This window comes from Pedobacter sp. ASV28 (assembly GCF_016428855.1).
Lineage (GTDB): Bacteria > Bacteroidota > Bacteroidia > Sphingobacteriales > Sphingobacteriaceae > Pedobacter.
The window spans coordinates 12,168-39,003 of the sequence record NZ_JAELTN010000009.1 but is presented as its reverse complement, the minus strand read 5'-3'; the positions used below and the strand labels follow the sequence as shown (position 1 = coordinate 39,003).

Genomic DNA, 26,836 nt, shown 5'->3' with positions numbered 1-26,836 from the left:
TGACGAAAACATTAAAAATCCATAAAGGTTTTATCGCCAAGCTTTATATTGGTTGATCAGGCCATTGGTAGAGGAATCGTGAGCGCTTACCTCTTGGTCATCTTTCAGTTCGGGCTGTATCTTTTGTGCCAATTGCTTGCCCAATTCTACTCCCCATTGGTCGAAACTGAAAATGTTCCAGATTACGCCCTGTACAAATATTTTATGCTCATAAATGGCAATCAACTTGCCCAAGCTATAAGGTGTAACCTTTTTCAATAGAATGGAATTGGTAGGCCTGTTTCCTTCAAAAACTTTGAATGGTGCAAGTTTGGCAATTTCTTGGGCTGTTTTACCCGCTTTAGTTAGTTCGGCTACCACTTCTTCTTCCTCCTTACCATTCATTAAAGCTTCAGTTTGGGCAAAATAATTAGATAACAGAATAGGATGGTGTTCGCCAAGTGCATTTAGGCTTTGTGCAGGCGCTATAAAGTCGCATGGAATTAAACGGGTTCCCTGATGGATCAACTGATAAAAAGCATGCTGGCCATTGGTGCCTGGTTCTCCCCATATAATGGGGCCGGTTTCATAATCCACCACCTTGCCATTGCGATCTACATATTTGCCATTGCTTTCCATATCACCCTGCTGGAAATAGGCTGCAAATCGATGTAAATATTGGTCGTAAGGTAAAATGGCCTGTGTTTCTGCATTAAAGAAATTAATATACCAAATCCCTAGCATGCCTAAAATTACCGGTACGTTTTGTTCAAAAGGAGCTTCGGCGAAATGTTTATCGGTAGCGTGTGCACCAGCTAACAATGCTCTGAAGTTTGAAAATCCAATACCCAGACAAATGGAAAGGCCTATGGCACTCCATAAAGAGTATCGGCCACCTACCCAGTCCCAAAACTCGAACATGTTCTCGGTATCAATGCCAAAGGCAGCTACATCTTTTGCATTGGTAGAAAGGGCAGCAAAATGTTTGGCAATATCCGCTTCTGTTGTGCCTTTGCTCAAAAACCACGCCCTGGCCGTATGGGCATTGGTCATGGTTTCTTGTGTAGTAAAGGTTTTTGAAGCGACTAAAAACAGCGTAGTTTCTGGGTTTACCACCTTTAAAGTTTCGGCAATGTGTGTGCCATCTACGTTAGATACAAAGTGTAAATTTAGCCTGGTTTTGTAATGTTTCAATGCTTCGGTAACCATTACGGGGCCCAGGTCAGATCCTCCAATGCCAATGTTGACCACATCGGTAATCTCCTTACCTGTATGGCCTTTCCAGCTTCCCGAGATGATGGCCTCGCTAAATTTTTCCATTTTGGCCAATACTGCATTCACCTCTGGCATTACATCTTTGCCATCCACAAGGATAGGGGTATTGCTTTGGTTGCGCAGGGCAACATGAAGTACTGGACGACCTTCCGTTTCATTTATTTTTTCACCGCTGTACATGGCCTTTATGGCCTCATCCAATTTACATTCCCTAGCCAATTGTATCAGCAGGGCCAATGTGGTATCATCAATCCTATTTTTTGAAAAATCAACCAGCATATCTTCAAACAAAATATTGAACTTTTTAAATCGTTCTGGGTCTTGGGCAAATAAATCCTTGATGGTAGTTTCGTTAATCGTTATAAAATGATCGGCCAAATATTGATAGGCAGTGGTTTCGGTGAAATTAATTTTTGGTAGCATAATCGAATGTTTATGAAGTAAAAATACTAAATAAAAAACTAAACCTGATACCATAGGATGGGGAACTGTTGCGTATTGTCCTCCTTTAAATTCCAATAATATTTATAATTTCTGTTAAAAAACAGCATGGAAAGGAATGCTTTTCATCTTAAAAAAAGCCCATACCTCTAGGGCATGGGCCTGTGCGGAGTCTGAAGGTTTATTTTAATGGTATAGGTGCATGGGTATCTTTGATGAACAGAAAAGCATCAAACATCTTTGCTAAGTTGAGGGTGTCGTAGGTTGATGCATCACTTTTTATCCCAAAGCCGATCAAGCGTAAAGGCTTGGCCAAACCGGCCAGCTTTGTTTTTGAAGGGCTGAAATAAAAGCTAGGTATATCTTTGTTGGCCAACATTTCATCCCAAGAACCCACAATGGGTTTTGCCAAGGGGTAAGCCTTCATTGGGTTACTATTGGTAGGTCTAACATCAATTGTAGCGGCAAAGGTACCATTGGCCGTACCCGTACCCAGAACAAAGTAATTGTTAGGAAACAGCTTGAGCAAATAGCTTCCGGTACCACCTACGGCTCCGGCATAGATTTTTGTTTTGCCCACATGTGCATTATGTGCCCAGATAATCATTTTGCCATTGCTGTCCTTTAAGATCATGGCGGCATTGTTGGCCATTAAACTATCGCGGTCTCCTTCGGCCGTACCACCATAAAAAGGGGCAAAGCCTTGTTTTAAATTCGTGAGTGCCTGTTGAAATTCACCCTTTAAAATAGGGGAAAGTTGGAGGTTAGCCATTTGTTTTTCTATCGAATCGGCAGTGATATAACCACTTTTACTTCCCGAACGCAATAATTTCCAATCAGTCTTGTAGCTTTTATCATTCATGCCGATCCAGGCTTCATCTTGTAGGCTGGCTGCTTGGTATAGACTTTTTACCGCAGGCATCAATGTCAGGTCTTGCCCTTTGGTTAATACTGAAATCAACATTTCAACATCTGGTTTTAGCAAGGGGAAATCTAACCCGCTAAGGGTTATTTTGTGCTGGTGTGTGGCATTGTATTCTTTTACCCAGTTTAGCATTTCTTTGGTTTCTTCATTCTGCCAGATGCTCATCAAATGGCTTTTCATTAATTGGCCTAAGTCTTTGGTTTCACTTACTTGTTGATTTAATGTCCATACGTCACTCAGGTCATTTTCAAAGGCGATATAATCAAACCCTTTTTCTTCGATCAATATTCTACTGATCCAATAACGTACTTTGTAAAACTCGGCCGTACCATGGGTACCTTCACCCAAGCCTACAATCCTTTTGGTACTCATTTCTTTGATCAGGGGACCAATACTGGCCTTAAAGCTTTTATAATCTTTCAACGAAACGGCTTTGATCTCTTTTGCACTCAAGGTGGTGTCGTTGGTTGTGCTTGCTTTTTGTTGTGCCGCTATGGGGCTAGTGTGGCATAGGATCGCCATCATTACGATCACTATATTCAGGTGCATATTTAATTTCATATGTTCTTTTTCTTTCACAAATGAAGGAAGAGTTGCCTGCAGATGACCTATTTATTCGACAAGTAAAGCTTTAGGCGCCATCAATTAAAGTGGCTTTATTTTAGTCGGGCAAAATGTGATGTTCGTCGAACCGGATGGTATAAAAACCAATAATTTTCCGAGTTTTGAAATGTGTTAAAAAAATCGACCCTTACTTTTCCAGTTGTATTTGAGCTGCTCATCTGGCTATTTTACGTTTGCATCTATAAATATTCCTATTATATAGATCATTCGGGGCTTCCCCATATCCCCAATAATGATTTCCCTTATCCTGAAATTTGTTTGTATGCCATCTGTTCTACACTTTACCTCGTTCCTTATTATAAATGGGCTGTACCCCGTTTACTATACCTTAAAAAATATCTTTGGGTGTTAGTGTTGAGCCTGATTTACTTTGTATTCCTCACCACCCTTAACCACATGGCCGTATCGTGGATATTTGCCGAGTTTACCACAGGGATGCCCAGCCATCGTTTTTTTACTACGGGTTATATAGGCTTTTTTATGGATTGGAATATGATCCTAACCGATGCAATTGCTTTTTTATGTGTTGCATTTTCAAGGTTTTCCTATCAAAATGAAGTCCAGCGCCATAGAATAGAAACCGACCACCTTCATTTGCAGCTCAACCTGTTAAAGACACAACTGCAACCCCATTTTTTATTCAATACCTTGAACAGTTTATATGGCATGAGCCTTACAGGGTCAAAGGAAACCCCAAGGTTTATTCTATTGTTGTCGCAAATGATGCAGTATATTTTATACGATTGTGACCAAGAGGAAGTGGCTTTACAAGACGAAATGGTCTTTTTGGAAGGGTATTTTGAATTGGAACAGAAAAAATTTCCGCAGGCTAATATAGTATTGAAAGTTGCTGAAGATATTCCTCCGCTAAAAATCCCACCCTTATTATTCTTGCCCTTGGTAGAAAACAGTTTCAAACATGGGAAACATAAATTGGAAAATGAGGCAGGTGTTTTGGCCGAACTATCGTTTAAGGAGGGTACTTTGGTTTTTAGGATTGAAAATGAAACCTTACCTGCCAATCCTTTACAAACCCAAGCTAAACGAGGAGGAATAGGCCTGAACAATATCAAAAAAAGATTGGAACTGTATTATCCGGGTCGTCATCAACTTTTATTGACTACCGAAGGTCCTATCTTTGTGGCAGAATTAAGCATAAAACCATGATCAGTTGCGTAATATTAGACGATGAACCTTTAGCACATCAGGTGTTGGCGCATTATATTGAAGAGACTCCAGGTTTTAGCTTGGTTGCTAAATTTAGAAATGCGGTTGAAGCCTATGAATACCTGGGCAAAAACAAAATCGATCTCTTGTTCTTGGATATTGAAATGCCTTTAGTAAATGGGGTAAACTTTTTAAAGGCGCTGCCCAATGCGCCTAAAACCATATTTACCACTGCCTATAAGCAATATGCTTTTGAAGGCTTTGAGCTCAATGCCGTAGATTACCTGTTAAAGCCTTTTTCTTACGAACGATTTTTAAAAGCTGTGGCCAAAATAGAAAAGGCCACCGTAGCTACAGAGGGAATAACCAATACCCTGGTGATTAAAGATAAAGACGGGATGCTCAACCTTAAACAACAGGATATTCTTTATGTAGAAGGCTGTAAAGATTATGTAAAGATCGTTACCGAGCAAAAGGTACATATCATTTACCATACCTTAAAAGGGATCTTAGAGAGGCTAAATCCGGAGGTGTTTATTCAGGCGCACCGCTCTTACCTGATCAATAAAATGCAGGTGGTAAGGCTTAGCCATGATCATTTGATTTTGAGCAATCAGACCCTGATTCCAATTGGCAAATCGTATAAAAAGGAACTGCTTTTACATATTAACAGGTAGTTTTTAAGAAATGCGGGCGAGGCATTGAGCTTAGATTTTATTTTTCATTATATTGGCTTAAATTAAGCTAAACCATCATGAAAAAACTATTGCTTTCTGGGCTTTTAATTGTGCCGTTAGGTCTATTCGCCCAAACGTTGGTTCAAAAGACCGAAGCCGCTAAACGTGCAGATGCCATTTCGTCGAAAGTGATAGCGTGGCGTAGGGATTTTCATGAGCATCCAGAGTTGGGCAACCAAGAGAAACGCACTGCAGAGATCATCGCCAAGCATTTGCAGGCTTTAGGCATTGAAGTAAATACGGGAGTGGCCAAAACTGGGGTGGTAGGCCTGCTGAAAGGGGGCAAGCCAGGTCCTGTAATTGCATTGAGGGCCGATATGGATGCCCTTCCCGTAACAGAACGGGTAGACGTACCCTTTGCATCGAAGGTTAAAACAACCTATAATGGTCAGCAGGTAGGAGTTATGCATGCTTGTGGTCATGATTCGCACGTGGCTATCCTAATGGGCGTGGCCGAGGTACTGGCCGGAATGCAGAAGAACCTGGCCGGAACGGTAAAGTTTATTTTCCAGCCCGCAGAAGAAGGCGCACCTGTAGGTGAAGAAGGTGGGGCCGAACTAATGGTGAAGGAAGGGGTATTGGAAAATCCGAAGGTGGATGTTATTTTTGGTCTGCACATTAATTCCCAGACCCCTGTTGGCCAACTTACCTATAGGCCAGGGGGAACCATGGCAGCGGTTAACGATATGAAGATTACCATTACCGGCAAACAGGCGCATGGTGCCTATCCTTGGAGCAGTGTAGACCCTATTGTGGTGGCAGCACAGATAGTGAACAGCCTGCAGACCATTGTTAGCCGAAACTTAAATGTAACAGAAAACCCCGGAGTGGTCACCATTGGTAGTATCCATGGGGGAGTAAGGTCTAATATCATCCCCGAAAAGGTAGAAATGTTGGGTACGGTACGCAATTTCACTAAAGAAGATGAGGCCCTGTTTATTGAGCGCATCAAGACCATTGTCACTAAAACGGCAGAGGCTGCGGGGGCAAAAGCCGAAGTTAAAATCCCATATAGTGCACATTATCCCGTTACCTTTAACGATCTGGAGCTGACAGAAAAAATGTTGCCTTCTTTGCAATATACGGCTGGAGCAGCAAATGTAAAACTAAAACCACCGGTAACTGGTGCGGAGGATTTTTCTTTTTATCAGGAAAAGGTACCTGGTCTGTTCTTTTTCTTGGGCGCCTTACCAAAAGGACAAGATCCATTGAAGGCGGCTTCACATCATACTCCAGATTTCTTTATTGATGAAAGCAGCTTCGATTTGGGGGTAAAAGCATTGTGTAATTTGACTTTGGATTATATGGGAATGAAGAAGAAGTAGGGAAATTACTCGGTGATAATATCGGTTAAAGAAGAACTTTAGCCATTTCGAATGCAGTGTTGGAGAGCTGTCTTTCGTAAACTAAACCCGGTAGCAGCGGAAGTACTTTTTTATTGTATTATTTCGACGAGGAATGAGGAGCAATCTGCTTGTTGGATGCATTTAACTTTGAGATTTCTCTCTGCGTTCGCAATGACGACCTAATGGCACAAAAAAGACGGTAGCATATAAGGGGCTGTAGGCACATAAGAACTATTGTAATTGCTTTCCAAAACAAAATCAACTTTATATTTCCCATTTAGGAAATTAGGGCTAAAACTTGCCATAGAAAACCTTTACACTTTCCAGTCTTCTAATAATTTAATTAATAAGCAACTTTCCTATATTTGCCTTTATGACTAAAGAACAGTTACAGGATTTAAGAGATAGATTAACTTCTCTGAGGGGGTATCTTTGACGTTGATGAGCTTTTATACCAGATTGGCGAAGAGGAAAAGATAACGCTGGATCCTAATTTTTGGGATAATCCCAAACGTGCCGAACAGATCTTGGCCGAAATTAGCACCAAAAAGAAATGGACAGAAGGTTTTGCCAAGGCCAATATAGCTTTTGAAGATACAGCCGTGCTCTATGAATTTCAGCAAAGTGGCGATGCGAGTGAAGAAGAGGTGGAGCAACAGTATCAATTGGCCCTAAAGGCGGTAGAAGATCTGGAACTGAAAAATATGCTCAACAGCAAGGAAGACCAACTGAATGCGGTGCTACAGATTACGGCGGGTGCAGGCGGCACAGAAAGCTGTGATTGGGCCAGTATGCTGATGCGCATGTACATTATGTGGGCAGAGAAAAATGGTTATAAAGTAGCCGAACAAGATTATCAGGAAGGAGATGTGGCAGGGGTAAAGACCGTTACTTTAGAGATCAGTGGCGAGTTTGCCTATGGTTACCTAAAGGGCGAGAATGGGGTACACCGTTTGGTGCGCATTTCTCCGTTTGATTCCAATGCCCGTCGCCATACTTCTTTTGCCTCGGTATATGTTTATCCGTTGGTAGACGATACCATAGAAATCGAGGTAAATCCTGCCGACATCGAATTTGAAACCTTCCGATCTGGTGGTGCGGGCGGACAGAACGTAAACAAGGTAGAAACTGCGGTACGTTTATACCATAAGCCATCGGGCATTATCATTAAAAATCAAGAGTCAAGGTCACAGTTGCAAAATAAGGAAAATGCTATTCGCTTGCTGAAATCGCAATTGTACGAAATTGAAATGCGTAAACGGATGGAGGCAACGGCTGCCATAGAAGGCAATAAGAAAAAAATAGAGTGGGGTTCGCAGATCAGAAGTTACGTGTTGGACGATAGGCGGGTGAAAGATCATCGTACCAATTATCAAACTTCCAATCCAGATGCAGTATTGAACGGAGATATTAATGAATTCCTCAAAGCTTATTTGATGGAGTTTTAAAAAGGCGAGTCGTTTAAATTGTTGGAAAGTGCTTAGGTCGGTATAATCTTGTTGAAGGCTGCCTACAAAAAAGCTTTTTGCTGTCTGATATAGGTGGTTCTTTTTTGGATAAATAAGGGTTGCGCTCGAGGTAGGCTAGGGCATCACTAGCTGAAAACGGCCAACTGCTTTTGTTTTCTAATTTGTTACTTTTATGGTTAAATTTAGTGCTTGAATAAAATATCATAACTAATGACTAAATACTTCGATATATCTTTTGGTTTTCGGGCCTTCGGTCTGCTGACTTTCCTTTTACTAGCTATGACAACGGTAAATGCACAAGAAGTGATTTCTTTATATGGAGGCGCTGTGCCGGGAGCGAGGCCAACCCCATCAGATTATGTAGAAGAAAATGTGCCTAACAAAGATGGGGGCGCAAGGTTGAGCAAGGTGACCAAGCCTGAGCTTATTGTTTATCCCGCAAAAAATCCAACCGGAGCGGCAGTGATCATTTGCCCGGGAGGTGGTTATGCCATCCTTGCCATTGACAAAGAGGGCTATAATGTTGCCAAAAGGTTCAATGAACTGGGCATTACCGCATTTGTGCTGAAGTATCGTCTGCCGAGCGATTTGGTGATGCAGGATAAAACCACGGGGCCTTTGCAAGATGTTTTACAGGCGATGTATTTGGTTCGGAAAAATGCAGCCAATTGGAATATACAGACCAATAAAATAGGAATTGTTGGCTTTTCTGCTGGAGGGCATTTGGCCGCTAGCTTAAGTGTACATTATGCAGATATGAAGGTGCAAAATCAGGAGAACATCAGCTTAAGGCCCGATTTTTCTATTCTCATCTATCCGGTAATCAGTTTTGGCCAATATACTCATTCAGGATCGGTCAACAGGTTGTTGGGCGAAAACCCTACACCAGAGCAAAGGAAATATTTTTCTGCTGAAAGACAGGTAACGGCACAAACCCCTCCTGCCTTTTTGGTACATGCCAATAATGATACAACGGTGCCCGTAAAAAACAGCATTATGTACAATGAGGCCTTGGTGAAGAATGGTGTGCCTGTAGAAATGCATGTCTACCAGGCGGGAGGACATGGTTTTGGCTTATATAATAAGACCACCAAGGACGATTGGTTCGAAAGGTTAAAGAATTGGCTGGAAGCAAATAAGTTCAACTAGCGTTGGCTTGTTTTTTCCTTGAACTTTGTTCGGGTCCCAATTAGGCCCTGGTATCATGCCCGTGATAGATGCTCAGGTAGCTTTCATAGCGGCTAAGCCCAATCTCGCCATTTTCAACGGCTTTGATCACTGCACAGCCGGGCTCGTTAACGTGTCTGCAATTGTTAAACCTACACTGGTTCAGGCGATCGCGCATCTCTACAAAAAAATGGCTCAGTTCCTCTTTTTCAATGTCTACAATGCCCAACTCCCGAATACCTGGCGTATCAATTAAATAACCTCCAAAGGGCAGGTTATACATTTCCGCGAAGGTAGTGGTATGTTGCCCCTTGTCGCTCGATTCGCTTACTTCTCCGGTTTTAAGCTCAAAGCCGGGCAGCAGGGCATTGATCAGGCTTGATTTTCCCACGCCCGAATGGCCGGAAAATAAAGTGACCTTGTCTTTCAGCAAATTTTTAAGCTGCGCTATATTGGTGCCCTTTAAGGCAGAAACCTCATGACATGGGTAGCCGATCTGTTCATAGATCGCCTTGTATTCAGCTAGGATCTCCAAGCCATGCTCACTGAAGAGGTCCAGTTTGTTGAATATCAGAGAGGTTGGGATGCCGTAGGCCTCGGAAGTGACCAAAAAACGGTCTATAAAGCCCAACGATGTGCGGGGTGAGGCTAAGGTAACGATCAGAAAAGCCTGGTCCAGATTGGCCGCAATAACCTGTGCCTGTTTGCTCAGGTTGATCGATTTGCGGATGATATAGTTTTTACGTTGATGTAGCCTGTCTATAACGCCCGTATTGGCATTAGGCTCTAACTCGAAGTCTACCTGGTCGCCAACGGCAATAGGATTGGTGGTTTGTATGCCCTTCATCCTAAATTTACCTTTGATGCGACATTGGTAGGTTTCGCCATCTTCAGCAAATACCTGATACCAACTTCCAGTAGATTTAATGACTAAGCCCTGCATATGATGGGCAAAGGTATGAAAAATGTTGGGTAGCTGTTGCCTTGACCTTTTCATTTTTTGTGAAATGGAATAGCTTTCATTAAGAATGGCCCATCAAGAAAAGGATGGTCATGAAAAACCAGCAAGCTTTTCTTTCGCTGGTTTTTCTATTAAGGCGTTGGCCAGCCTACAAACTTTTTTATGAGGCCTTGTGCTCCCACCAGCTTAGCGGAAATTTGATCTCATCTACAGAACTTGCAATCATATCGGGCTTAAAGGCATAATGACCTAGGGTATCTTTGCTTGATATGCCCGACAGAACCAGTATGGTTTTGTAGCCCATTTGTACCCCACCTTGTATATCGGTCTCCATCGTGTCGCCAATGATGGTTGTCTCACTGGTTTCCAGGCCCAGAAACTTACGTGCCGACCTCATCATCACCGGACTTGGTTTTCCTGTTACAAATGCCTTTCTGCCAGTGGCTTCTTCGATCATTGCCGTAGTGGCTGCAATGCCAAGGTTGTTCCAACCTGGTTTTTTTGGAGAAGGGTCCCTATTGGTGGTAATGAACTTGGCTCCTGCCAAAATCATATCTACCGCCCTTTGCACCATTTCCAATGTGAAATTTCTGCCCTCGCCCAGCACTACAAATTCGGGGTCTGTATTCACCAAGGTAATGCCGTGGGCATGTAGACTACTGATCAGACCGCCTTCTCCCAATACATAGGCCGTACCATTTGGGCTTTGGTCGGAAAGGAATTTGCCAGTAGCCATGGCACTGGTATATACATGGCTTTGTTTTACTTCTATGCCAAGTGCCTTCAGCTTGCGTACCACTTCGAGCGCTGTACGTTGACTGTTGTTGGTCATAAAGGCAAATGGAATACCTTCCTTTAATAGATGCTTAATAAATTTGTCGGCACCAAATATTAGTTCTTCGCCACTGTAAATTACGCCATCCATGTCTATCAACAGGCCCTGTTTCATATTTCTTGAGTTTTATGATGTTATTCAACAAATATAGCCTTTACTTCCCATAAAAAGCAGATAAGAAGGGTTTTTGATGTGGTAATTTTAAGTTTATGCGGAGCATTTAATCGTTGCATTTTTGGGATCAGAGAAATACTGCCATTGGGTGGGATTTATAATCGAAACCTAATTGAAGCAGATTTTAAATCTGTATTTCATCAGGTATGGATTTCGAATCTAGACTAATTGCAAATTTTGCCTATCTTGCCCAGCCATGATGAAACCCTCTGTCACCATAGAATATTGCCCTAAATGTGGCTGGATGCTGCGCTCTGCTTATTTCGCACAGGAACTTCTGACCACTTTTACAGATGAGCTAAACGGTGTAATGCTAAAGCCCAGTGAAACTGGTGGCACCTTTTTGATCTCTGTGGAGGGGGAGCTGATCTTTGATCGAAAAACAGCCGGACGTTTTCCCGAAATTAAGGAGCTTAAACGGTTGGTGCGTGATGTGGTGAATCCAGCTATGCCCCTCGGCCATTCCGATGTCAAATAAATGGGCAGCACCTTTAGTCGAGATTTATAATCACCATCCATTTCAACCTAGACCAAGGATACTTTAGATATTGATCTTCTCCCTTCGTGATCTTGCCTAATTTGGTTTATCTTTAAGCCCTTATAAAATTCTGCCATGAAGGAAAGCGATGACGAACCTATTGATCAGCTCAACTATGAGGTACTTGTGCCCATTGTACAGGCCAACAAGCTGTCTCATTTGCCGGTAAACCCTTCTTATCCGCAGCTTGCACTTGTTTTTAGTCGCCATCGCCATTATCGGCATTTGGTTGTTGAACTGATCAGTGCCGAACGCAGTAGGCAGAACAAGCTCAAAAATCCTTTTCAGCTGTTAGATCCCCTAGACTATGTATGGAAAAGCGAGCAACAGGCGGTGCTCAAATTTTTCACTGGGGTAAGCAAGTTTAGGAACCACTATAACGAAGCCAGTTCAACAGCCGACCTTGAGGCGCTAAAAGCGATTGTGCATAATCCGTTAGGGTTGGAGGTTTATAGGCACGACGAGAAAATCTCCACTACCATAAATGCCAATTCGGTAGTAAAAACCAAGATTTCCCTGCTACAGCCAGCGGTAGAACTTGCTGTAGATGAAAGGGGCGATACCTTTGCCCTGTCGGCAAGGCTGCATTTGAATGGAAAAGCTTATGACCTGGAAACCATAACACTATGTTACCGTTATTTTATTCAGGTTAAACAACAGCTATACCTGGTGCACCATCCTTACTTTTTAACCTTAATCGACTTTTTTAAGCAGCATCATAACAATTTGGTCCTAACACGGTCGGCATATGAAGACTTCCAAACGCAGATCTTGTCATCATTAGAAGAAAAGGTAAAGGTCAATTATTCTTACCTCAAGCCGGCTACTAAAAGTCAAATTATTGAGCAGGGCTTTGACCTGGAAAACGAGCAGCTCATTTATTTATCCGAATCAGCAGATTTTGTGCTGCTTACCCCTGTAATGCGATATGGTGCCCTCGAAATTCCGGTGATTTCGCAAAAGCAAATCCAAACCAAGGATAAGCGTGGACAACTATTTACACTGGCGCGAGACCAGGAAAGGGAGCTGCAATTTATTACCACTATTGCCAAGATGCATCCCTACTTTGCCGATCAGGTAGCCGAGTTTTCCGAGCAGCGTCATGCCGATTGTTTTTATTTGCACCGAAAGCACTTCTTGGAGCCCGAATGGTTTTTGGAGGCCTTTGAAGCTTGGCGGAGCAAGGGCATTGTCATCTTGGGTTTTAATGAGCTCAAGGGCAATCAGCTGAATGCCTATAAAGCCGATATTTCCATCCATGTCATTAGTGGTATAGATTGGTTTGAAACCACCATCAAGGTAAAGTTTAACCAACAAACGGTTTCGCTCAAGCACTTGCACAAATCCATTAGGAACAAGCATAAGTTCGTGCCCTTAGATGATGGTACAATAGGTATCCTGCCCAAGGAGTGGTTGAAAAAGTTTGAAGGCTACTTTAGCGCTGGGGAAATGATCGATGAACATTCGCTGCGTACCCCAAATATTAATTATACGGCAATAGAGGAACTGTATGAAGAAGCTTTTCTTGATCTGGAAACAAAGGAGCGGCTGGCGCTTTACCGCACTAAGTTGGCTACCTTTAAAAATATTGAAAAAATACCTCCCCCGGCAGGATTGCAGGCCAGCCTAAGAGGCTACCAGCAAGAAGGCTTAAACTGGTTAAACTTTTTGGATACCTTTAATTTTGGAGGCTGTTTGGCCGACGATATGGGACTGGGAAAAACCATACAGATTTTAGCTTTTGTGCTCTCGCAGCGCGAAAAAGCGGTGCAGAATACCAACTTGGTGGTGGTACCCGCCTCCTTGGTATTCAATTGGCAGCAAGAAATCAAAAAGTTTGCCCCTAACCTGAAATTGACCACCATTTATGGAGCTACAAGGGTAAGGCATTTGGCCAATTTTGATCCATATGAGGTCGTGCTTACTTCCTATGGAACGCTACTGGCCGATATCAAATGGTTAAAAGGTTACCGCTTCAATTATATTTTTCTGGATGAATCGCAAGTCATCAAAAACCCGGATTCACAACGCTATAAGGCAGTGAAGCTGTTGCAATCACGCAATAAGATCGTAATGACGGGTACACCGATCGAAAATAACACCTTCGATCTATATGGGCAGCTTTCTTTTGCCTGCCCCGGGCTACTGGGTAGCAGGGAGCAGTTCAAACAGCTGTATTCGGTGCCAATAGATCAGTTTAAGGACGCAAAACGTGCGGCCGAACTACACCAACGAATTCATCCTTTTGTGCTGCGGCGCACCAAAGAACAGGTGGCCAAAGAACTGCCCGATAAAACAGAGATGGTCATCTACTGTGAAATGGGCGCTAGGCAGCGCGAAATATATGAGAGCTGCCGTAACGAAATTAGGGATTACCTAATGGGGAAATCGGAAGATGAACTCACCAAGAGCAGTATGCACGTGCTGCAGGGCATTACCAAATTGCGACAGATCTGTAATTCTCCGGCACTATTGGGCCAGGAAAAGTATTATGGTAATGCTTCTGCAAAGATGGAGGTATTGATGGAACAGCTTGAAAGTAAGGCGCCCTACCATAAAATTCTGGTGTTCTCACAATTTGTGGGCATGCTCAACCTGATCAGGGTAGAACTGGAAACACGAAACCTTAAATTTGCCTACCTAAGTGGCCAGACAAAAGATCGCTTGACCGAGGTCAACTCGTTTCAGCAAGACCCAGAAGTAAGGGTATTCCTCATCAGCCTAAAGGCAGGTGGCCTAGGCCTTAACCTTACCCAGGCCGATTATGTATACCTGATTGACCCCTGGTGGAATCCCGCAGTAGAAAATCAGGCCATAGACAGGACCTATCGCATTGGGCAGCATAAAAATGTAATGGCCGTGAGGCTCATCTGCCCCGATACAGTAGAGGAAAAAATCATGCACATGCAGGAAACCAAGAGAGATTTGGCCAAAGGCCTCATCAAAACCGAAACCTCTATCTTTAAATCGCTCAGCAGAGAAAATTTACTTCATTTAATTTCCTAAGGCATCTGTTGTCACGAAATTGGCATGATGTGCCTTGATAGTATCGTCCTAAACGCGCTGCCCTTAGGTTGCCCTATTCGGATGATATGTCGCCGACAGTCAAGAGATTTAATGTATCACCGTTGCTATTGTGGATCGGGTCACTTACCTATAACATTCGAAAAAATATATTGGGTTACCTGCATTGGGGATAAAAATAAATAGATCATGTTTTATGGAAAATAGAAGCTAAGGGCGTCTTCTATAAAATGATAGTCCATGAGCAAAAAACTTAAACTCGATATTCCAAATCCCTGTAGCCAAAAATGGCATAAAATGAGTAAAACCGACCAGGGGAGGTTTTGTAACCATTGCAGTGCAGAAGTAGTTGATTTTGCCGGCATGAGTATATCAGAGCTAAAGAATTATTTCCAAGCTGCGCCCGGGAAAGTTTGCGGTCGTATGGATCAGGTCCAGTTTTATCAGCTTAATCAGGAAACGGTACCCCTTGTGCCTAACCATAGGTTTAGTCTTAAAATAGCAGCGGCATCGTTTATTGCCCTGCTTGTGGCCTGTAAAGGTTCGGCACAGCAAGCCGCAGATAAGCCAACGGTATATCAGGCGCCGGCTGCCAATAGCAAGCTGCAGTCGAATTCAAATCACGTTGAAGATACCTTTATCATAAAGGGATTGGTGAGGGCAAAAGAAAACCTTTCGCCAATTTATGGTGCAATAGTAAACCTACCAAGCTTGAATTTGAAGACCAGCACGAACAATAGTGGTACGTTTGAACTCATGGTAAAAGGTGCTGCCAAACAAAAAGTGAAGTTGTTCATCAATGGCCTGGGGTATGAAGATCAACAAGTAGAGGTAACTTTAGGCCAATCGGCCCAAAACATAACCATCAGCTTAGCTCCAGAAAAATTTCTGATGGGAGAAGTTGTGGTCGTTTCGCCTACTGCACAAAAACAGTCGATATCAATGGGCACCAATGCTACATCTTTTTCAGGCAGGGTAGCAGGTGTAGCCCTATCGGCCCCTGAAAAAACCTCTTTCTTCAAACGCGTTGTTAAATTGATGGGGACCTGGTTTAAATAGTATGTCTGTGCGTGTTTTGTTGCTCGAGGCTTGTGGTCACGACGGGGTTTAAAGCTGGATTTTAAATCCTAGAATTGGGAAATACCCATAAAAAAACACTATTTTTATCTTTTAGTAACTAATAAGCGCTTTTATGATTAACACTTTTACTTCTCTATTTGCCATGCTAGGTACCAGTTTAATGTTTTGCCAAACTGCATTGGTACCTCTGGCAGAATATGGGTTTGGCCAAGCTCAATCCGTCTATCCATTGCCGAAAGACCATAGTAGATCTGATCATTTTACTCATACAGCCCCAATGGGCATTATGATGTTCCAAAGTGGTATCGCCACACTGGCCCCTCCTGCATATTGTACACCTGTGCTCAATTGTACAGATCGGGATAATATTCTAAAGGTAGTGTTCGCCGGTATAGACAATACCTCTACTTGTGGTAATGATGGGTATAATGATTATACTTCCTTGGCTGCCGCTTCGGTAACTGCTGGGCAGTCCTATCCAATTGCGGTAAGTGTGGGAAATGGATGGTCCAGTGAATCTGTAAGCGTATGGATCGACTATAATGACAATGGCATTTTCGAAAATGATGAATTTACTTTTGTGGGCACAGGTTCTGGCAGCACGGTATCGGCCAATATCCCTATCCGCAATGGTGTAAGCGGAATTAAACGCATGAGGGTTAGGGTAGCTGCTGTGGGAGCAGAAGTTGCTACTTGGGCAGAGTCGTGTGATAGTACACAAGAATACGGAGAGACCGAAGACTATTCGATAAATATTATAGGCACACTACCGGTTTCGCTAACTGCCTTCACGGTAAAGGCCATCGGAAATAATGCCTTGCTACAATGGCAGACGGCCAGCGAGCATAACAATGCTAAGTTTATCATCTATCGTAGTAATGGAAATGGAAAAACTGTACAAATAGGAGAGCAGTCCGGTGCCGGTACTTCGGGCGGGCCCAATAACTATTCCCTTTACGATAGATCACCCGTGAACGGTGTTAACTACTACCAATTGTTGCAGGTAGACCATGATGGCAGCATTGCCGAGTTGGGGCTAAAATCCCTAAGTTTTAACCTGTCGTTACTGGAAGTGAAAGCCTATCCCAACCCAACTGCTAAGCAACTCTCTATAAACTTTGCAGCAGGGAGGTTTAGCATGCTCCAGATGAGGGATTTAAGCGGCAAAGTCTTACAACAGCTTAACATATACGAAACCGAAAGCAGCAAGGATATGGATCTGGGAAAATATCCCAGCGGAATCTATCTGCTCAGCGTTGAAGGAAAGGGGCATTATCAAAGTATAAAGGTTGTTAAAAGATAGTGTCCATCTTTGTTTCAGGAAAGCTTTATTCTGCTTAACCACCATCCAGTTAAAACCCGATTTAAATGAGGGAATAATCTATACCCTATTAGGCATAGGGCAGCCGTTGATCAAGTCGGGATGGCAAACCCAGAATAAGGGAATGCTCATGTTGCCCACGTGTAGCTCAGGCGGATTTTTCGATAAGCTGATGTGGTTTCAGATGCCTATTGGCCTCTATAATTTTTTAAGTCAGCGCTATAAATTTTCATAGGTCTGGTCAATAAGGAAGCTCAGTGCTTTCTTGATCTCGTTCCGCCCTTCGGTGCTCGCCATATCCAGTCCGCAGAAGATACTACCATTGTGGGCGGTGGTCATATTGAGGTAATAGAGGCCGGAGACCAGGATGGCCGAGATGGCCCTGAAAGTGGCTGTCTTTTCCTGAAAATGTGGATGTATAATGCTTTCGAAGAGCTGTTCGCCAGTCAATTCCTGCTCGTCGGCAAGCCTTTTCAGGGAGCTGCGCTGCTGAGAAAGGCGCCAGAGCAATACTTTTTGAAGTTCCTTGTTGTTAAAAACGGTATCGAACTGCTCGTGCAACATGTCCTTGACAAAGCCTTGCCCCCCATCGGTAATGACATGCGGAACTTTGTCGCCCTTAATATTGCTCCAAAAATCTTGGGAAAGCACATAATCATCTAGCAACTGGTCGGTGCTGCCGAAATAGCGATAGATGAGCTTCTTGTCAAGTCCTGCCGTGGCGGCAATATCATTTACCTTCAGCGCGGCATAACCCTTGGTACGCAGCAGCTTGCCCACGGCATCCAGCAGCTGTTGCTTGCTTTTTTCCCTACTTTTTTCCCTATTGCTGTCGGTGTTTGGTTTTTCTTCTTCCATAAGAACTTTAAATGGTTTTAAAAGCCGTTCAAAAATAGTTTATTTTTATTGTCACTATTTAGTGACATTATATATATTTGGAAAATAATTGGTGGTTGGGGCAATATTTATGATATAAACCATTTTTTAGAAATAACCAAATGAAAAAAAATCTACGCTTAATGGGGCTGTTTGCCCTAATGTTTGTTATTCAGCTGGCTCATGCACAAAACGGCACGGCCGATGGGACCTATCATTTTGGTAACCTGGGTGCAGACAATAGTGGGGGTGTGGGGTTTAAGAAACAGGGAGACAAATTTGCCGTCAGCAATGCCTACTCATTGGATTCCCGTGACAACAGTATATACTACGCGTTAAGGGATGGCGGTAAGGGTTTGCAGGTTGATCCGGTGATCAAGGCCGAGGGCGGCAGTGTATGTAAGCGCTTTACGCTAAAGGATATGGACCTATATAGCTTTGCGGGTAGCTATTATCAGAAATGGACATACTCCAAGTTTGTAATCACCTTGCGCAATGAGAGCGGCGCACAGATCGCCAGCCACCAGATCTCCTCTAGCATACAGATAGGTGCGGGGGCAATCGGAAAGCTGAAGGACATTCCTTTTACCACACCTTGGCCCGTGGCCGGTTATAACGGGGTGGCCAGAATTGAATTATCCTATATTGCAGTGGCTGATTTTCCAGAGATATTGGGCTTTAAAAACATGACCATTGCCAATGTTTCGGCAGGTGCCTTACCGGTAAGCTTTGGAGAGGTTGATGCGACTGTTGGTGCTGGCCGCCTACAGGTAGACTGGACCACCCATAGCGAGACCAATAATGAACGTTTTGTGGTACAAGCTTCTGCGAATGGAACAGATTGGCAGGATTTGGGCATCGTTGTTTCTAAGGCAGAGGGTGGACGTTCTTTGGGGCTTTTAGCCTACAGTTTCGCTACCAAGTGGGACGGTATGGCCCTGGCCGGTTTTGGGCTTTTGGGACTGTTGCTGTTGCCCACTACCAGGAATAGACTGCTAAGGCTGGGCATGTTGGTATTGATGGTTTCGGTGGTGGTTTCCTGCGCCAAGGAAAAAGACGGGGCGGCAGGATTGGAAAGGGTAGTCTCTGCCACTAAGCCGGTCTATGTTCGTGTGGCCCAAATAGACAGAAATGGAAGTACCAGCTATAGCCAAATGGTGGTGGCCCTTAAGAAATAATAGGTTTTATATACTCTAATACGCTGCCCATGGTTATGGCCATGGGCTTTTTTGTGGTATCTGTAGCGGCTTTCTGTTGGTCTGCTGCTGGTTATGCTTGGCATGTGGGGAGTGGCTTCCTCCTGGTTAGTATGAGTAACCTCCACCCATTGCCAGTCTATCACTATAGTTTAGGCATTGCTGTAATGTGCTCGGTCCAAACCAAAGTACGCAGCATCATTGCTGGCAGTTATTAGCCCTTGCCATTTGCCCTGTTTAATAAATTATAGTTAAGAAACCTTACTGTGCTTTTACGAATATAGTTTGACTGTAAGTGGTAGTACCATCTTTATCTACCTGTGCCAGCCTTAAGTATAAAACATTGCCATCGCCCGACTGTTGATCGGCTTGGAGGTCGATCTGGTTGGCCTCGTTATTTTTTGCACAAGAGGTGGCAAGTACAGCCAACACTGCCAGGAAGGCAAACCAGCGGTAGCGTTTTTTGGAGAAAGGCAACAGTAACAAGCCTAAGAGCGTAAAGCCTGCCAAGCCGAGTGTACTCATATTAATTTCCACTTGGTAGGTGGCGCCAGCAGTGCTGTTGGGCAGGGCGTCTTTGCGAATCAGGTATCTCCAAAATTTGCCATCTCTAGAACTTTCTACGATGAAATGGCTATTGTTTTTTTCTTGGGCAGTTTTCCAGTCCACTTTTAAGATTCCTAACTTATTAAGGTTTGCGGTAAATTGGGTGAGCGTAACGGGCAGTACTGTGGTAAAGTGGTTGGTAGGTACGGTTACCTCGGTGTTGGTCGTGCCAAAGGCATACCTTACCCAGTTGCTTCTTTTCAGCAATGCAGTGCGGATCTGACTGGCTGTAGTGTAGGGTTTGTCGGCACCATTAAATGCTGCAGACTCCACATTATAATTGTACCCACTGGGATCCATAACAAGGGAGCCTAACCAAAAGGCACTTTGTCCAGCCACCAAAGTGGGTGGCAAATCAGAGTTGTTTGGGCCAAGTACTAAGCTGCCTAGATTGTCCCAGCCTGCGTCTGTAGTTAGCATGGTATAATTTCCGGAACTTCCTGTTTGGCTGGCGTTCCAGTGTAGGCCGGCGATGAGCACAGCACCATTGCCACCTGGATCGCCACTTCCACCTTGGAAGGCAAAAAGTTGGTCTCCGCTATTGGATAATGATAATCGAGAAGTTTGCTGTACCAAAGTACCGATGCTCGCACCGTCTAGCGTAGCCGCATAATAATTGGTGCTATTGTTCTCTGGCGTTAAGATCAGCGATACTTCTTTTCCTGCGCTGATTTTGGTGGTTACGGTAAGTTTCACCGTCCCTTCGGTGTTGGCGTTGGCAGGATACCAAGTGTTAGCCTTGTAACCCCTGTCGGTAAAATAGATCACCGTATTTACGGGAATTGTTTTCAATGCAACGAAAGATACCCGATCAAATCGTGGTCCTGTGGTCGATACTCCCGGTTGAGAATCGAAGCCGGTAAAGAGAATGTCGCCAGCGGCGAGTTGGGCTTTTGTTTTTGGGCTGCCTAGCAAAAATACCAAGCCCAAGGTGCATTTGAACAATAGAGAAACGTTAATCTTCCGCATAATTTTTGTATTTTTTGATTTTTCAAAGATAACTAAGAAGGCCTGAATATTTTTATTAAAGTGATTATAAATTAGTCTAAACCGAGTCTAGCGTATTACGTTGTGAAATCTCCCTTGAAAGTAACTATAGCACTCCGTCGAATAATAGATTGGTTATATGCTTACTTATGCTTGGTCCTTTATCACACTCCTTCAACTTCGCAAGTTGAACCTTAAACCACGCCTTTTTGAATATCCTCTTTCATTTTTTTTGCTTTTTCTATCCATTCTGGCACCCGATCTTTTAGTTCCTCAATTTTTGTTCTGCCAAATTCATCTTGTTTGGTGAGGTATTTTATAACCTGGTAAACTGCAATGCCAATTAAGGCGTTTTTAATAAATCCCATCTCTTTTTTATTTAGTGTATAGGGTATAAACATTTTTAACATCAAAACGTTTGGGGCATATGGCTTTGTTCTGTGTTGGCCACCTTATAGGCCTTTGCCGCCCAAGTAACCCACCAATTAACGGAAAAACCAAGCCACTAATCCATCCTCTTCTTTTGCTTGAAATAATGGATTGCCCCTGTGCACCATAAGGCCCATACAATTAAGACGGGCTGGAAAAAGAGCCTGGCCAATCGTGTCCCGTCGGTGTTCAGGCCAAAGGCGTCGCGGTGGTTGAGGTACTGTGCAATATTGCCGGGAAATACCGCTACGTAAAACAGGGCGAGGGCAATACCGGCCTTTGAGCGCTGCTTTTTCAATAGCAACAATGCCAAGCCTAAGGCAATTTCGGCTACGCCAGAAAGCAATACGGTGGTATCCTTGCCAATTGGTACCCAATTGGGCACCTGTGCACGAAATGTCTGCCTTTGAAAGCTTAGGTGGCCAATGCCCGCCAGTACCATAAAAAGTCCAAGTACGATCCTGGTACCGTTCTGCAATTTGCTGGTGGGTACGGCTTGCGGTATGGGATGCTTTGTGGCCATATCACATAAACCCCTGAAAAGGGCAATTGTTTGGTGCTTAGTACTCTAATTGGCAAACTAAAAACTAGCTAACCAATAGCTGGCCAACATTTCTTTTTAGCACTAGGCCTCGCTTGGCCATTGGGGCGAAAATAGCTTTAAAAGCAAAACGATATTTTTTTCACTTCGTTTAACAGAACTTCCCTTAGTTAGGCCTGCTTGCTGCTGTTTAACAGCTCCCTGATGTCTACCTCCAAAAAAACGGAAATCTTATAGAGCTCCTCAATAGAGGGCTGCTGCTTGTTATTGCACCATCTGGACACGGTTTCCTCCCTTTTTCCCAGCTGTTCGGCAAGTGCCTTATTCGATTTTTTCTTTTCCGCCAGCACCACCTTAATCCTATTAAAATCTTTCATTTATGATTTTTAAAGTCATTATTTTGATTTTTAAAATCAATTAACTATATTTGTTATAGTTAATTATAGCGACAAATAGAGTAGGGCCTAGCCTTGCTTGACGATGTTACTCGTCCAAAATCCGCCAGATTTTACCACGAGTTAACCGAGAGTTCGCCTATATACTGGAATTCTTATACTTTTGTATAATCCAGTAGGGCGTACCTCGTAAACTTTTGGGTAGCTTTTTATCCTTGTGGTAAAAAGAAGGTTCTGGCGGAACCATGGCAAAAGTGGAGAGGTACGCCTTATTGGTTTCCTGCCAACAGGTTTCCCTTCGCTTTTACGGGTGCATTGTTTTACATAACCAAAAACCAATCGTTATGGAAACGAAAAAATTAAGCTCCGTACTGTACCATTGCCTCAAGGAGGCGGGGTATGGCCATTTCCTAAAACTCTTAATAAAGAACGTAATCCGTTCACCATCTTAGCGCATGCCAGAACATTCCAAGTGAAAATAACCTGTTAAAAAAAAGAAGCTGCTGTGAAGAGAGCGCACATCAGAGTCTCCATGAGGTTATTTAACTTGGCACCAGCCCTTATAAGTTTTTAGGTTGTAAGATGGCCGTACTATGGTTTATCGCAATTGCCAAGGTAGGCATCTTTTCCCTAATAACAAATACGGTTTTTCGTAACGGCATTAACATAGTGCCGTAGGGGCTGGTTTTGTACTATCTTTTTATAAATAAGCGCTCGCCGCTCTGGTGTGTAATCTCCCGCTACAAGGGCGGAAAGCAATGTTGGTCTAGCGCCGCATTGCCAAAATCATCGGCCTTGTAATATGGCAGCCATAGTCCTCAAAATGAGGATCGACCGGGAGATCCTCCTGAACTGTTCCCGCCCGCTGCCGCAGCCATAATTAAATTAAGAATTTTTAACACGTTGGCGAGAACGCCAACATGAGAGAACTCCAGCGTTGGTGCCCCAGCCAAGGCTTAACTTAACGGCAGTGACCGCAATCCTGAGCTCATGCGTAGCCCCACTTGCTTCCGCTGATTTTTCGCTCAGGGAATTTCTCCGTTGACTGGGATTTGTAATCACGACCCGGTTAAAAGTGGATTTTAAATCCAGTCATAAAAAATAATATTATTGCCATCTCTTTCCATAAATAGATCTTATTCAAAATAAAAGTTTCCATTTCAAGAAGTAGCTTATCGATTATAAATCACTACTTTAATCAGTTTTCTGATGACCTAAAATTGCTTGTCCGCTTTTTCCCTCCATTAAGCTTTTGGTTTTACATGCGTTTATCATTAGTTTTAAACCGTGTAACAGCATAAGCATCGCAAATGACCTCTTATCATCTTACTCCTTGCAGTTATCGCAATGGCTTTGGTGTGGTGTTATTTTGAACAATGCATCCATCAAATTTAAAACCATATGAAAAAACTATTACTTACTTGCATGATTTGGTTAACAGCTATTGCCCTTTGGGCAAAAATGCCCGAGGCCAATGGGGGTGTTTATGTTAAGGCTACCGCAACGGGCGATGGAATTGGCTGGGGTAATGCCGCTGCTCATTCACAAGCTGCTATTGATTTTAAAGGTGTTAGCCCTGATTCGTTTACCCATAAGATTAGTGATGGAAGCTTAACAAGTAATATTGCAACGGTAACCGTAATGGCTATCAATAGGGTTGAGGCCCAAATAACCAACGCTACGACTGTTAATTATACCGTTACCTTCTCTGAACCAGTTTCAGGAGTAGATGCAAGCGATTTTACATTAACTACTTCGGGTGTTACGGGTTCTATAGGTACACCAACCGGTTCTGGTGCCACTTGGACGGTTCCGATTAACTCAATTGTGGGCAATGGCACTCTACGCCTTGACTTTACCGGTACAACGGGAGTAACCCCCAATGTGAGTGCAGCCTATACAACAGGAGAGGTATACACTTTTGATCATTTAGCCCCAACTTTAGTCTCTGGTTCTTATTTTTCGAACAATGGTTATTCAAGTCAATACGCTAAGGTTGGCAATATGATCACACTTTCTGTGGGCTTTAATGAGGCTCTTCAAGCCATAACAATTGCTATTGCTGGACATCCTGTAACAGCCGTGGCATCTAATGGAAATAAAAATTGGACAGCTACCTATAGCTTGGTCACAGGTGACACCGAAGGTAATATTCCATGGACATATTCGGCAACCGATCTTGCTGGAAATGTAAGGCAACAATCGAATACGGACTTCGGTACAGTTTTGATTTTTGACAAAACACCTCCCGTAATCAACATCACCCCAACAGCGGTTACAGCTGCCCCTGGTGCTGATGCATCCTTTACTATAGCTTACGTAGATCCCAATTTTAGTTATTCATCGCTTTCTTCGGGCGATATCACTGTCAATACTACGGGTACAGCCGCATACACCTCTTTAATATTATCTGGAAGCGGTTCAACTTATACGGCGAAATTAACTGGCGTTAGTGGATGGGGTACATTAGGCATTTCGGTAGCCGCAAGCACTGCGCAGGATATTCCAGGGAACATTGCCGGAGCAAGTTCCCCTTCCGCAACCATTCTTATTGCATCAAACAATGCAGATCTATCGGCACTTGGCACAACCGCAGCTGGGTTATCACCTACATTTGACCCCGCTACAGCAGTGTATACGGCTAGTGTTCCCTATGCAACCACGTCTACCACAATTACACCAACTAAGGCTCATGCTGGAGCAACGATAAAAGTTCGAGTTAATGGAAATGCCTATACTACACTAACAAGCGGTTCTTCATCCGGTGCTTTGGCACTGGACGTTGGAGCTAACGTGATAGAGATCTTGGTTACGGCTGAAAATGAGATAACCACAAAAACCTATACCCTAACCGTCACCAGGGTAAACGAAGCCCCAACCATCGAGATATTTCCAGCTGTGCTACTAGATGGGGCGGTAGGCTCGTTCTATAGCCAAACGATCACCGCTTCGGGAGGGACCTCTCCATACACCTACAAAGTTACGGCAGGGTTATTGCCAGATGGACTTACCCTTTCAAATACGGGTACGCTGTCGGGCACCCCAACGGCAGGTGGGATCTCGACCTTTACGGTGACCGCGACCGATGCTTCAACAAGTCCCGGGCCCTATTCAGCTTCTCGTAATTATAGTATTAATACAGAACAGGTTTTGCCAATAACCCTCATAAATTATAGCGTCAAAAAAGATGCTAATTATGCTAAAATTGTTTGGTCTACGGCTTCCGAAAATAATAATCAACGGTTCGAAATCTTAAAATCAACTGATGGGATCACGTTTTTGACTATTGGTTCAATTAAAGGAAATGGGACTACTTCAATTAGCAATAATTATTCTTTTTATGATCGTAACCCATTTCATGGGGCGAGTTATTATAAGTTAATGCAAATTGATAATAATGGCAAAGTAAATGACCTTGGGACCAGATCCTTAAATTTCGATTTAAAAGAAAAAGCACAGGTTTTAATTTCCCCGAATCCTGCACAAGACTTTATTAAAGTGAAATTTAATGATCCTTTTACCAGGATAGAAATATTAGATATGAATGGGAAGATTTTAAAAACACTGTCTGTAAGCTCAGAAGATGATGAGGCAATCATCGATATTTCTTATTTAAAGCCAAATAATTATTTACTCCGATTAAGTAATTCCTCTATGACAGTGGTAAAGAAAATGATTAAGCTTTAAAATATTTACTTATCAAAATTAGACAGGATGAATTTTGTAGAAATAGTTGATGGCTAGCTTTACAAAATTTATCCTGTATTATGGAAAATGTTTTGGTTGATAGCCTTTATGCTCAACTCGTTTTGAGATATATTAATTAACTTATATGACTTTTAACTTTACTTTATGTGATTAACCTTTTAGCAGTTTTCAATCCATTAATTCTTTTTTTAATAAAGAGGTTGCTAAATTTTTAATCTTTTCTTCTCCTGCCTAAGATCCTCCTCAGCTGTTCCCGCCCGCTGCCGCAACTATAATTTAGATTAAGAATTTTTTACACGTTGGCGAGAACGCCAACATGAGAGAACTCCGGCGTTGGTGCCCAGCCAAGGCTTAACTTAACGGCATTGGCCACAACCCTGAGCTCATGCGTAGCCCCACTTGCTTCCGCTGCTTTTTCGTTCAGGGAATTTGCAAGTCTGAACTAAATTTATATCTTTATAAATAACTAAATATCAATTCATTAAATCTAAATTTTAAGCTATGAAAGCTAAACTCTTACTCTTTGCCGCATTCATGCTGGCATTTTCAACTTTTACCGCCCAGTCTGCTTTAAAAGTGCAGCCTCTAAAAGTGGCTACCTCCTCTATCCATATTGGCGTGTTTACCGTAGGTGGGCAAAGCTTTGAGGCTTGGGGCGATAGCAGCGGAAATATTACCGAGCTGTATTTAACAGATAGTGCTGGTCAGCATACAGGTGGCCAGGCCTACAGTTGGTCTGGAACACATGATTTCAATCACCAGATAGATATTTCTTTACAGATCACTTCTGGCGGAAGCCTACTTACCTTTCAGGGACACTGCTGGTATTAAACACATAAAAGCGGAGAAACATAATTTTAACCACAGGTTGCCAACTATTCGGTGGCTTGTGGTTTTTGTATTTTTACTCTACACGCTATTATCCTGAACGTAGCGAAGGAGCTAAAGCCGTTTGTTTATTCCCGCTGATTTCAGGAATTGCCTGTTCCGAGTTGCGGGCAATCTATATTCATTTCCAGTGATGCCAAACCTTCT

At 43.1% G+C, this 26,836-nt stretch carries 22 protein-coding genes; 13 read left to right on the top strand and 9 right to left on the bottom strand.

The features are described from left to right. Positions 1-30 precede the first annotated feature (30 nt). Positions 31-1,677: a glucose-6-phosphate isomerase gene (pgi, locus tag JHD79_RS04875; RefSeq protein WP_199118086.1), complete on the bottom strand. Its 1,647-nt coding sequence runs from the start codon at positions 1,675-1,677 to the stop codon at positions 31-33. A 199-nt stretch (positions 1,678-1,876) separates the two neighbouring features. Further along, positions 1,877-3,181: an erythromycin esterase family protein gene (locus JHD79_RS04870; protein WP_199118085.1), complete on the bottom strand. Its 1,305-nt coding sequence runs from the start codon at positions 3,179-3,181 to the stop codon at positions 1,877-1,879. A 171-nt stretch (positions 3,182-3,352) separates the two neighbouring features. Between JHD79_RS04870 and JHD79_RS23115 the strand changes: the two genes are divergently transcribed. From JHD79_RS23115 to JHD79_RS04845, 5 genes are all read left to right on the top strand, one after another. Then, on the top strand, positions 3,353-4,411 hold the full coding sequence (locus JHD79_RS23115) for a histidine kinase (RefSeq protein WP_199118084.1): 1,059 nt from the start codon (positions 3,353-3,355) through the stop codon (positions 4,409-4,411). Next, positions 4,408-5,088: a LytTR family DNA-binding domain-containing protein gene (locus tag JHD79_RS04860; protein WP_199118083.1), complete on the top strand. Its 681-nt coding sequence runs from the start codon at positions 4,408-4,410 to the stop codon at positions 5,086-5,088. The genes JHD79_RS23115 and JHD79_RS04860 overlap by 4 nt, the downstream gene beginning before the upstream one ends. Positions 5,089-5,165: 77 nt before the next feature. After that, positions 5,166-6,473, top strand: coding sequence for an amidohydrolase (locus tag JHD79_RS04855; RefSeq protein WP_199118082.1), 1,308 nt, complete (start codon positions 5,166-5,168; stop codon positions 6,471-6,473). 394 nt (positions 6,474-6,867) lie between these two features. Next, positions 6,868-7,942 (top strand): peptide chain release factor 2 gene (gene prfB, locus JHD79_RS04850; protein ID WP_199118081.1). Its coding sequence is split into 2 segments (ribosomal slippage): positions 6,868-6,927 and positions 6,929-7,942, totalling 1,074 coding nucleotides; the frame shifts between segments, so codons are not numbered across the junction. Between the two features lie 231 nt (positions 7,943-8,173). Beyond that, positions 8,174-9,112 carry an alpha/beta hydrolase gene (locus tag JHD79_RS04845; RefSeq protein WP_199118080.1) on the top strand — a complete coding sequence of 313 codons (939 nt, stop codon included), beginning with the start codon at positions 8,174-8,176 and terminating at the stop codon, positions 9,110-9,112. A gap of 40 nt (positions 9,113-9,152) precedes the next feature. Here JHD79_RS04845 and rsgA read toward each other — a convergent pair whose 3' ends face one another. Beyond that, a complete protein-coding gene (gene rsgA, locus JHD79_RS04840) occupies positions 9,153-10,073 on the bottom strand; it encodes a ribosome small subunit-dependent GTPase A (RefSeq protein WP_199118144.1) in 921 nt (306 codons plus the stop codon). A 178-nt stretch (positions 10,074-10,251) separates the two neighbouring features. Then, positions 10,252-11,040 (bottom strand): HAD-IIA family hydrolase, encoded by a 789-nt coding sequence (locus JHD79_RS04835; RefSeq protein WP_199118079.1) that lies wholly within the window; start codon positions 11,038-11,040, stop codon positions 10,252-10,254. 259 nt (positions 11,041-11,299) lie between these two features. Here JHD79_RS04835 and JHD79_RS04830 point away from each other — a divergent pair, with 259 nt between their 5' ends. From JHD79_RS04830 to JHD79_RS04815, 4 genes are all read left to right on the top strand, one after another. Then, a complete protein-coding gene (locus JHD79_RS04830) occupies positions 11,300-11,578 on the top strand; it encodes a SelT/SelW/SelH family protein (RefSeq protein WP_199118078.1) in 279 nt (92 codons plus the stop codon). Between the two features lie 135 nt (positions 11,579-11,713). After that, positions 11,714-14,644, top strand: a complete 2,931-nt coding sequence (locus tag JHD79_RS04825; protein ID WP_199118077.1) for a DEAD/DEAH box helicase — start codon at positions 11,714-11,716, stop codon at positions 14,642-14,644. Between the two features lie 315 nt (positions 14,645-14,959). Next, a complete protein-coding gene (locus tag JHD79_RS04820) occupies positions 14,960-15,721 on the top strand; it encodes a carboxypeptidase-like regulatory domain-containing protein (protein ID WP_233164569.1) in 762 nt (253 codons plus the stop codon). 133 nt (positions 15,722-15,854) lie between these two features. Continuing rightward, positions 15,855-17,045 carry a GEVED domain-containing protein gene (locus tag JHD79_RS04815; RefSeq protein ID WP_199118075.1) on the top strand — a complete coding sequence of 397 codons (1,191 nt, stop codon included), beginning with the start codon at positions 15,855-15,857 and terminating at the stop codon, positions 17,043-17,045. A gap of 237 nt (positions 17,046-17,282) precedes the next feature. On the opposite strand, the gene JHD79_RS04810 is transcribed toward JHD79_RS04815, so the two are convergent. After that, positions 17,283-17,921 (bottom strand): TetR/AcrR family transcriptional regulator, encoded by a 639-nt coding sequence (locus tag JHD79_RS04810; RefSeq protein WP_199118074.1) that lies wholly within the window; start codon positions 17,919-17,921, stop codon positions 17,283-17,285. Positions 17,922-18,061: 140 nt separating this feature from the next. Between JHD79_RS04810 and JHD79_RS04805 the strand changes: the two genes are divergently transcribed. Together JHD79_RS04805 and JHD79_RS04800 are read left to right on the top strand one after the other, a co-directional pair. Next, positions 18,062-19,117, top strand: a complete 1,056-nt coding sequence (locus JHD79_RS04805) for a hypothetical protein (protein ID WP_199118073.1) — start codon at positions 18,062-18,064, stop codon at positions 19,115-19,117. Between the two features lie 35 nt (positions 19,118-19,152). Further along, positions 19,153-19,353, top strand: coding sequence for a hypothetical protein (locus JHD79_RS04800; protein WP_199118072.1), 201 nt, complete (start codon positions 19,153-19,155; stop codon positions 19,351-19,353). 43 nt (positions 19,354-19,396) lie between these two features. Here the strand turns inward: JHD79_RS04800 and JHD79_RS04795 are convergent, their stop codons facing one another. From JHD79_RS04795 to JHD79_RS04780, 4 genes are all read right to left on the bottom strand, one after another. After that, complete coding sequence (locus JHD79_RS04795) at positions 19,397-20,710, bottom strand: hypothetical protein (protein WP_199118071.1); 1,314 nt, start codon at positions 20,708-20,710, stop codon at positions 19,397-19,399. A gap of 212 nt (positions 20,711-20,922) precedes the next feature. Further along, the gene (locus tag JHD79_RS04790) at positions 20,923-21,096 is read right to left on the bottom strand and encodes a YtxH domain-containing protein (protein WP_199118070.1); all 174 of its coding nucleotides are present in this window, start codon (positions 21,094-21,096) and stop codon (positions 20,923-20,925) included. Between the two features lie 137 nt (positions 21,097-21,233). Next, positions 21,234-21,680 (bottom strand): hypothetical protein, encoded by a 447-nt coding sequence (locus JHD79_RS04785; RefSeq protein WP_199118069.1) that lies wholly within the window; start codon positions 21,678-21,680, stop codon positions 21,234-21,236. Positions 21,681-21,868: 188 nt separating this feature from the next. Next, positions 21,869-22,075: a helix-turn-helix transcriptional regulator gene (locus JHD79_RS04780; protein ID WP_199118068.1), complete on the bottom strand. Its 207-nt coding sequence runs from the start codon at positions 22,073-22,075 to the stop codon at positions 21,869-21,871. 1,419 nt (positions 22,076-23,494) lie between these two features. On the opposite strand from JHD79_RS04780, the gene JHD79_RS04775 reads away from it, so the two are divergent. Further along, positions 23,495-25,780 carry a cadherin-like beta sandwich domain-containing protein gene (locus JHD79_RS04775; RefSeq protein ID WP_199118067.1) on the top strand — a complete coding sequence of 762 codons (2,286 nt, stop codon included), beginning with the start codon at positions 23,495-23,497 and terminating at the stop codon, positions 25,778-25,780. A 522-nt stretch (positions 25,781-26,302) separates the two neighbouring features. Further along, complete coding sequence (locus tag JHD79_RS04770; RefSeq protein WP_199118066.1) at positions 26,303-26,632, top strand: hypothetical protein; 330 nt, start codon at positions 26,303-26,305, stop codon at positions 26,630-26,632. The last annotated feature ends 204 nt before the right edge of the window (positions 26,633-26,836 follow it).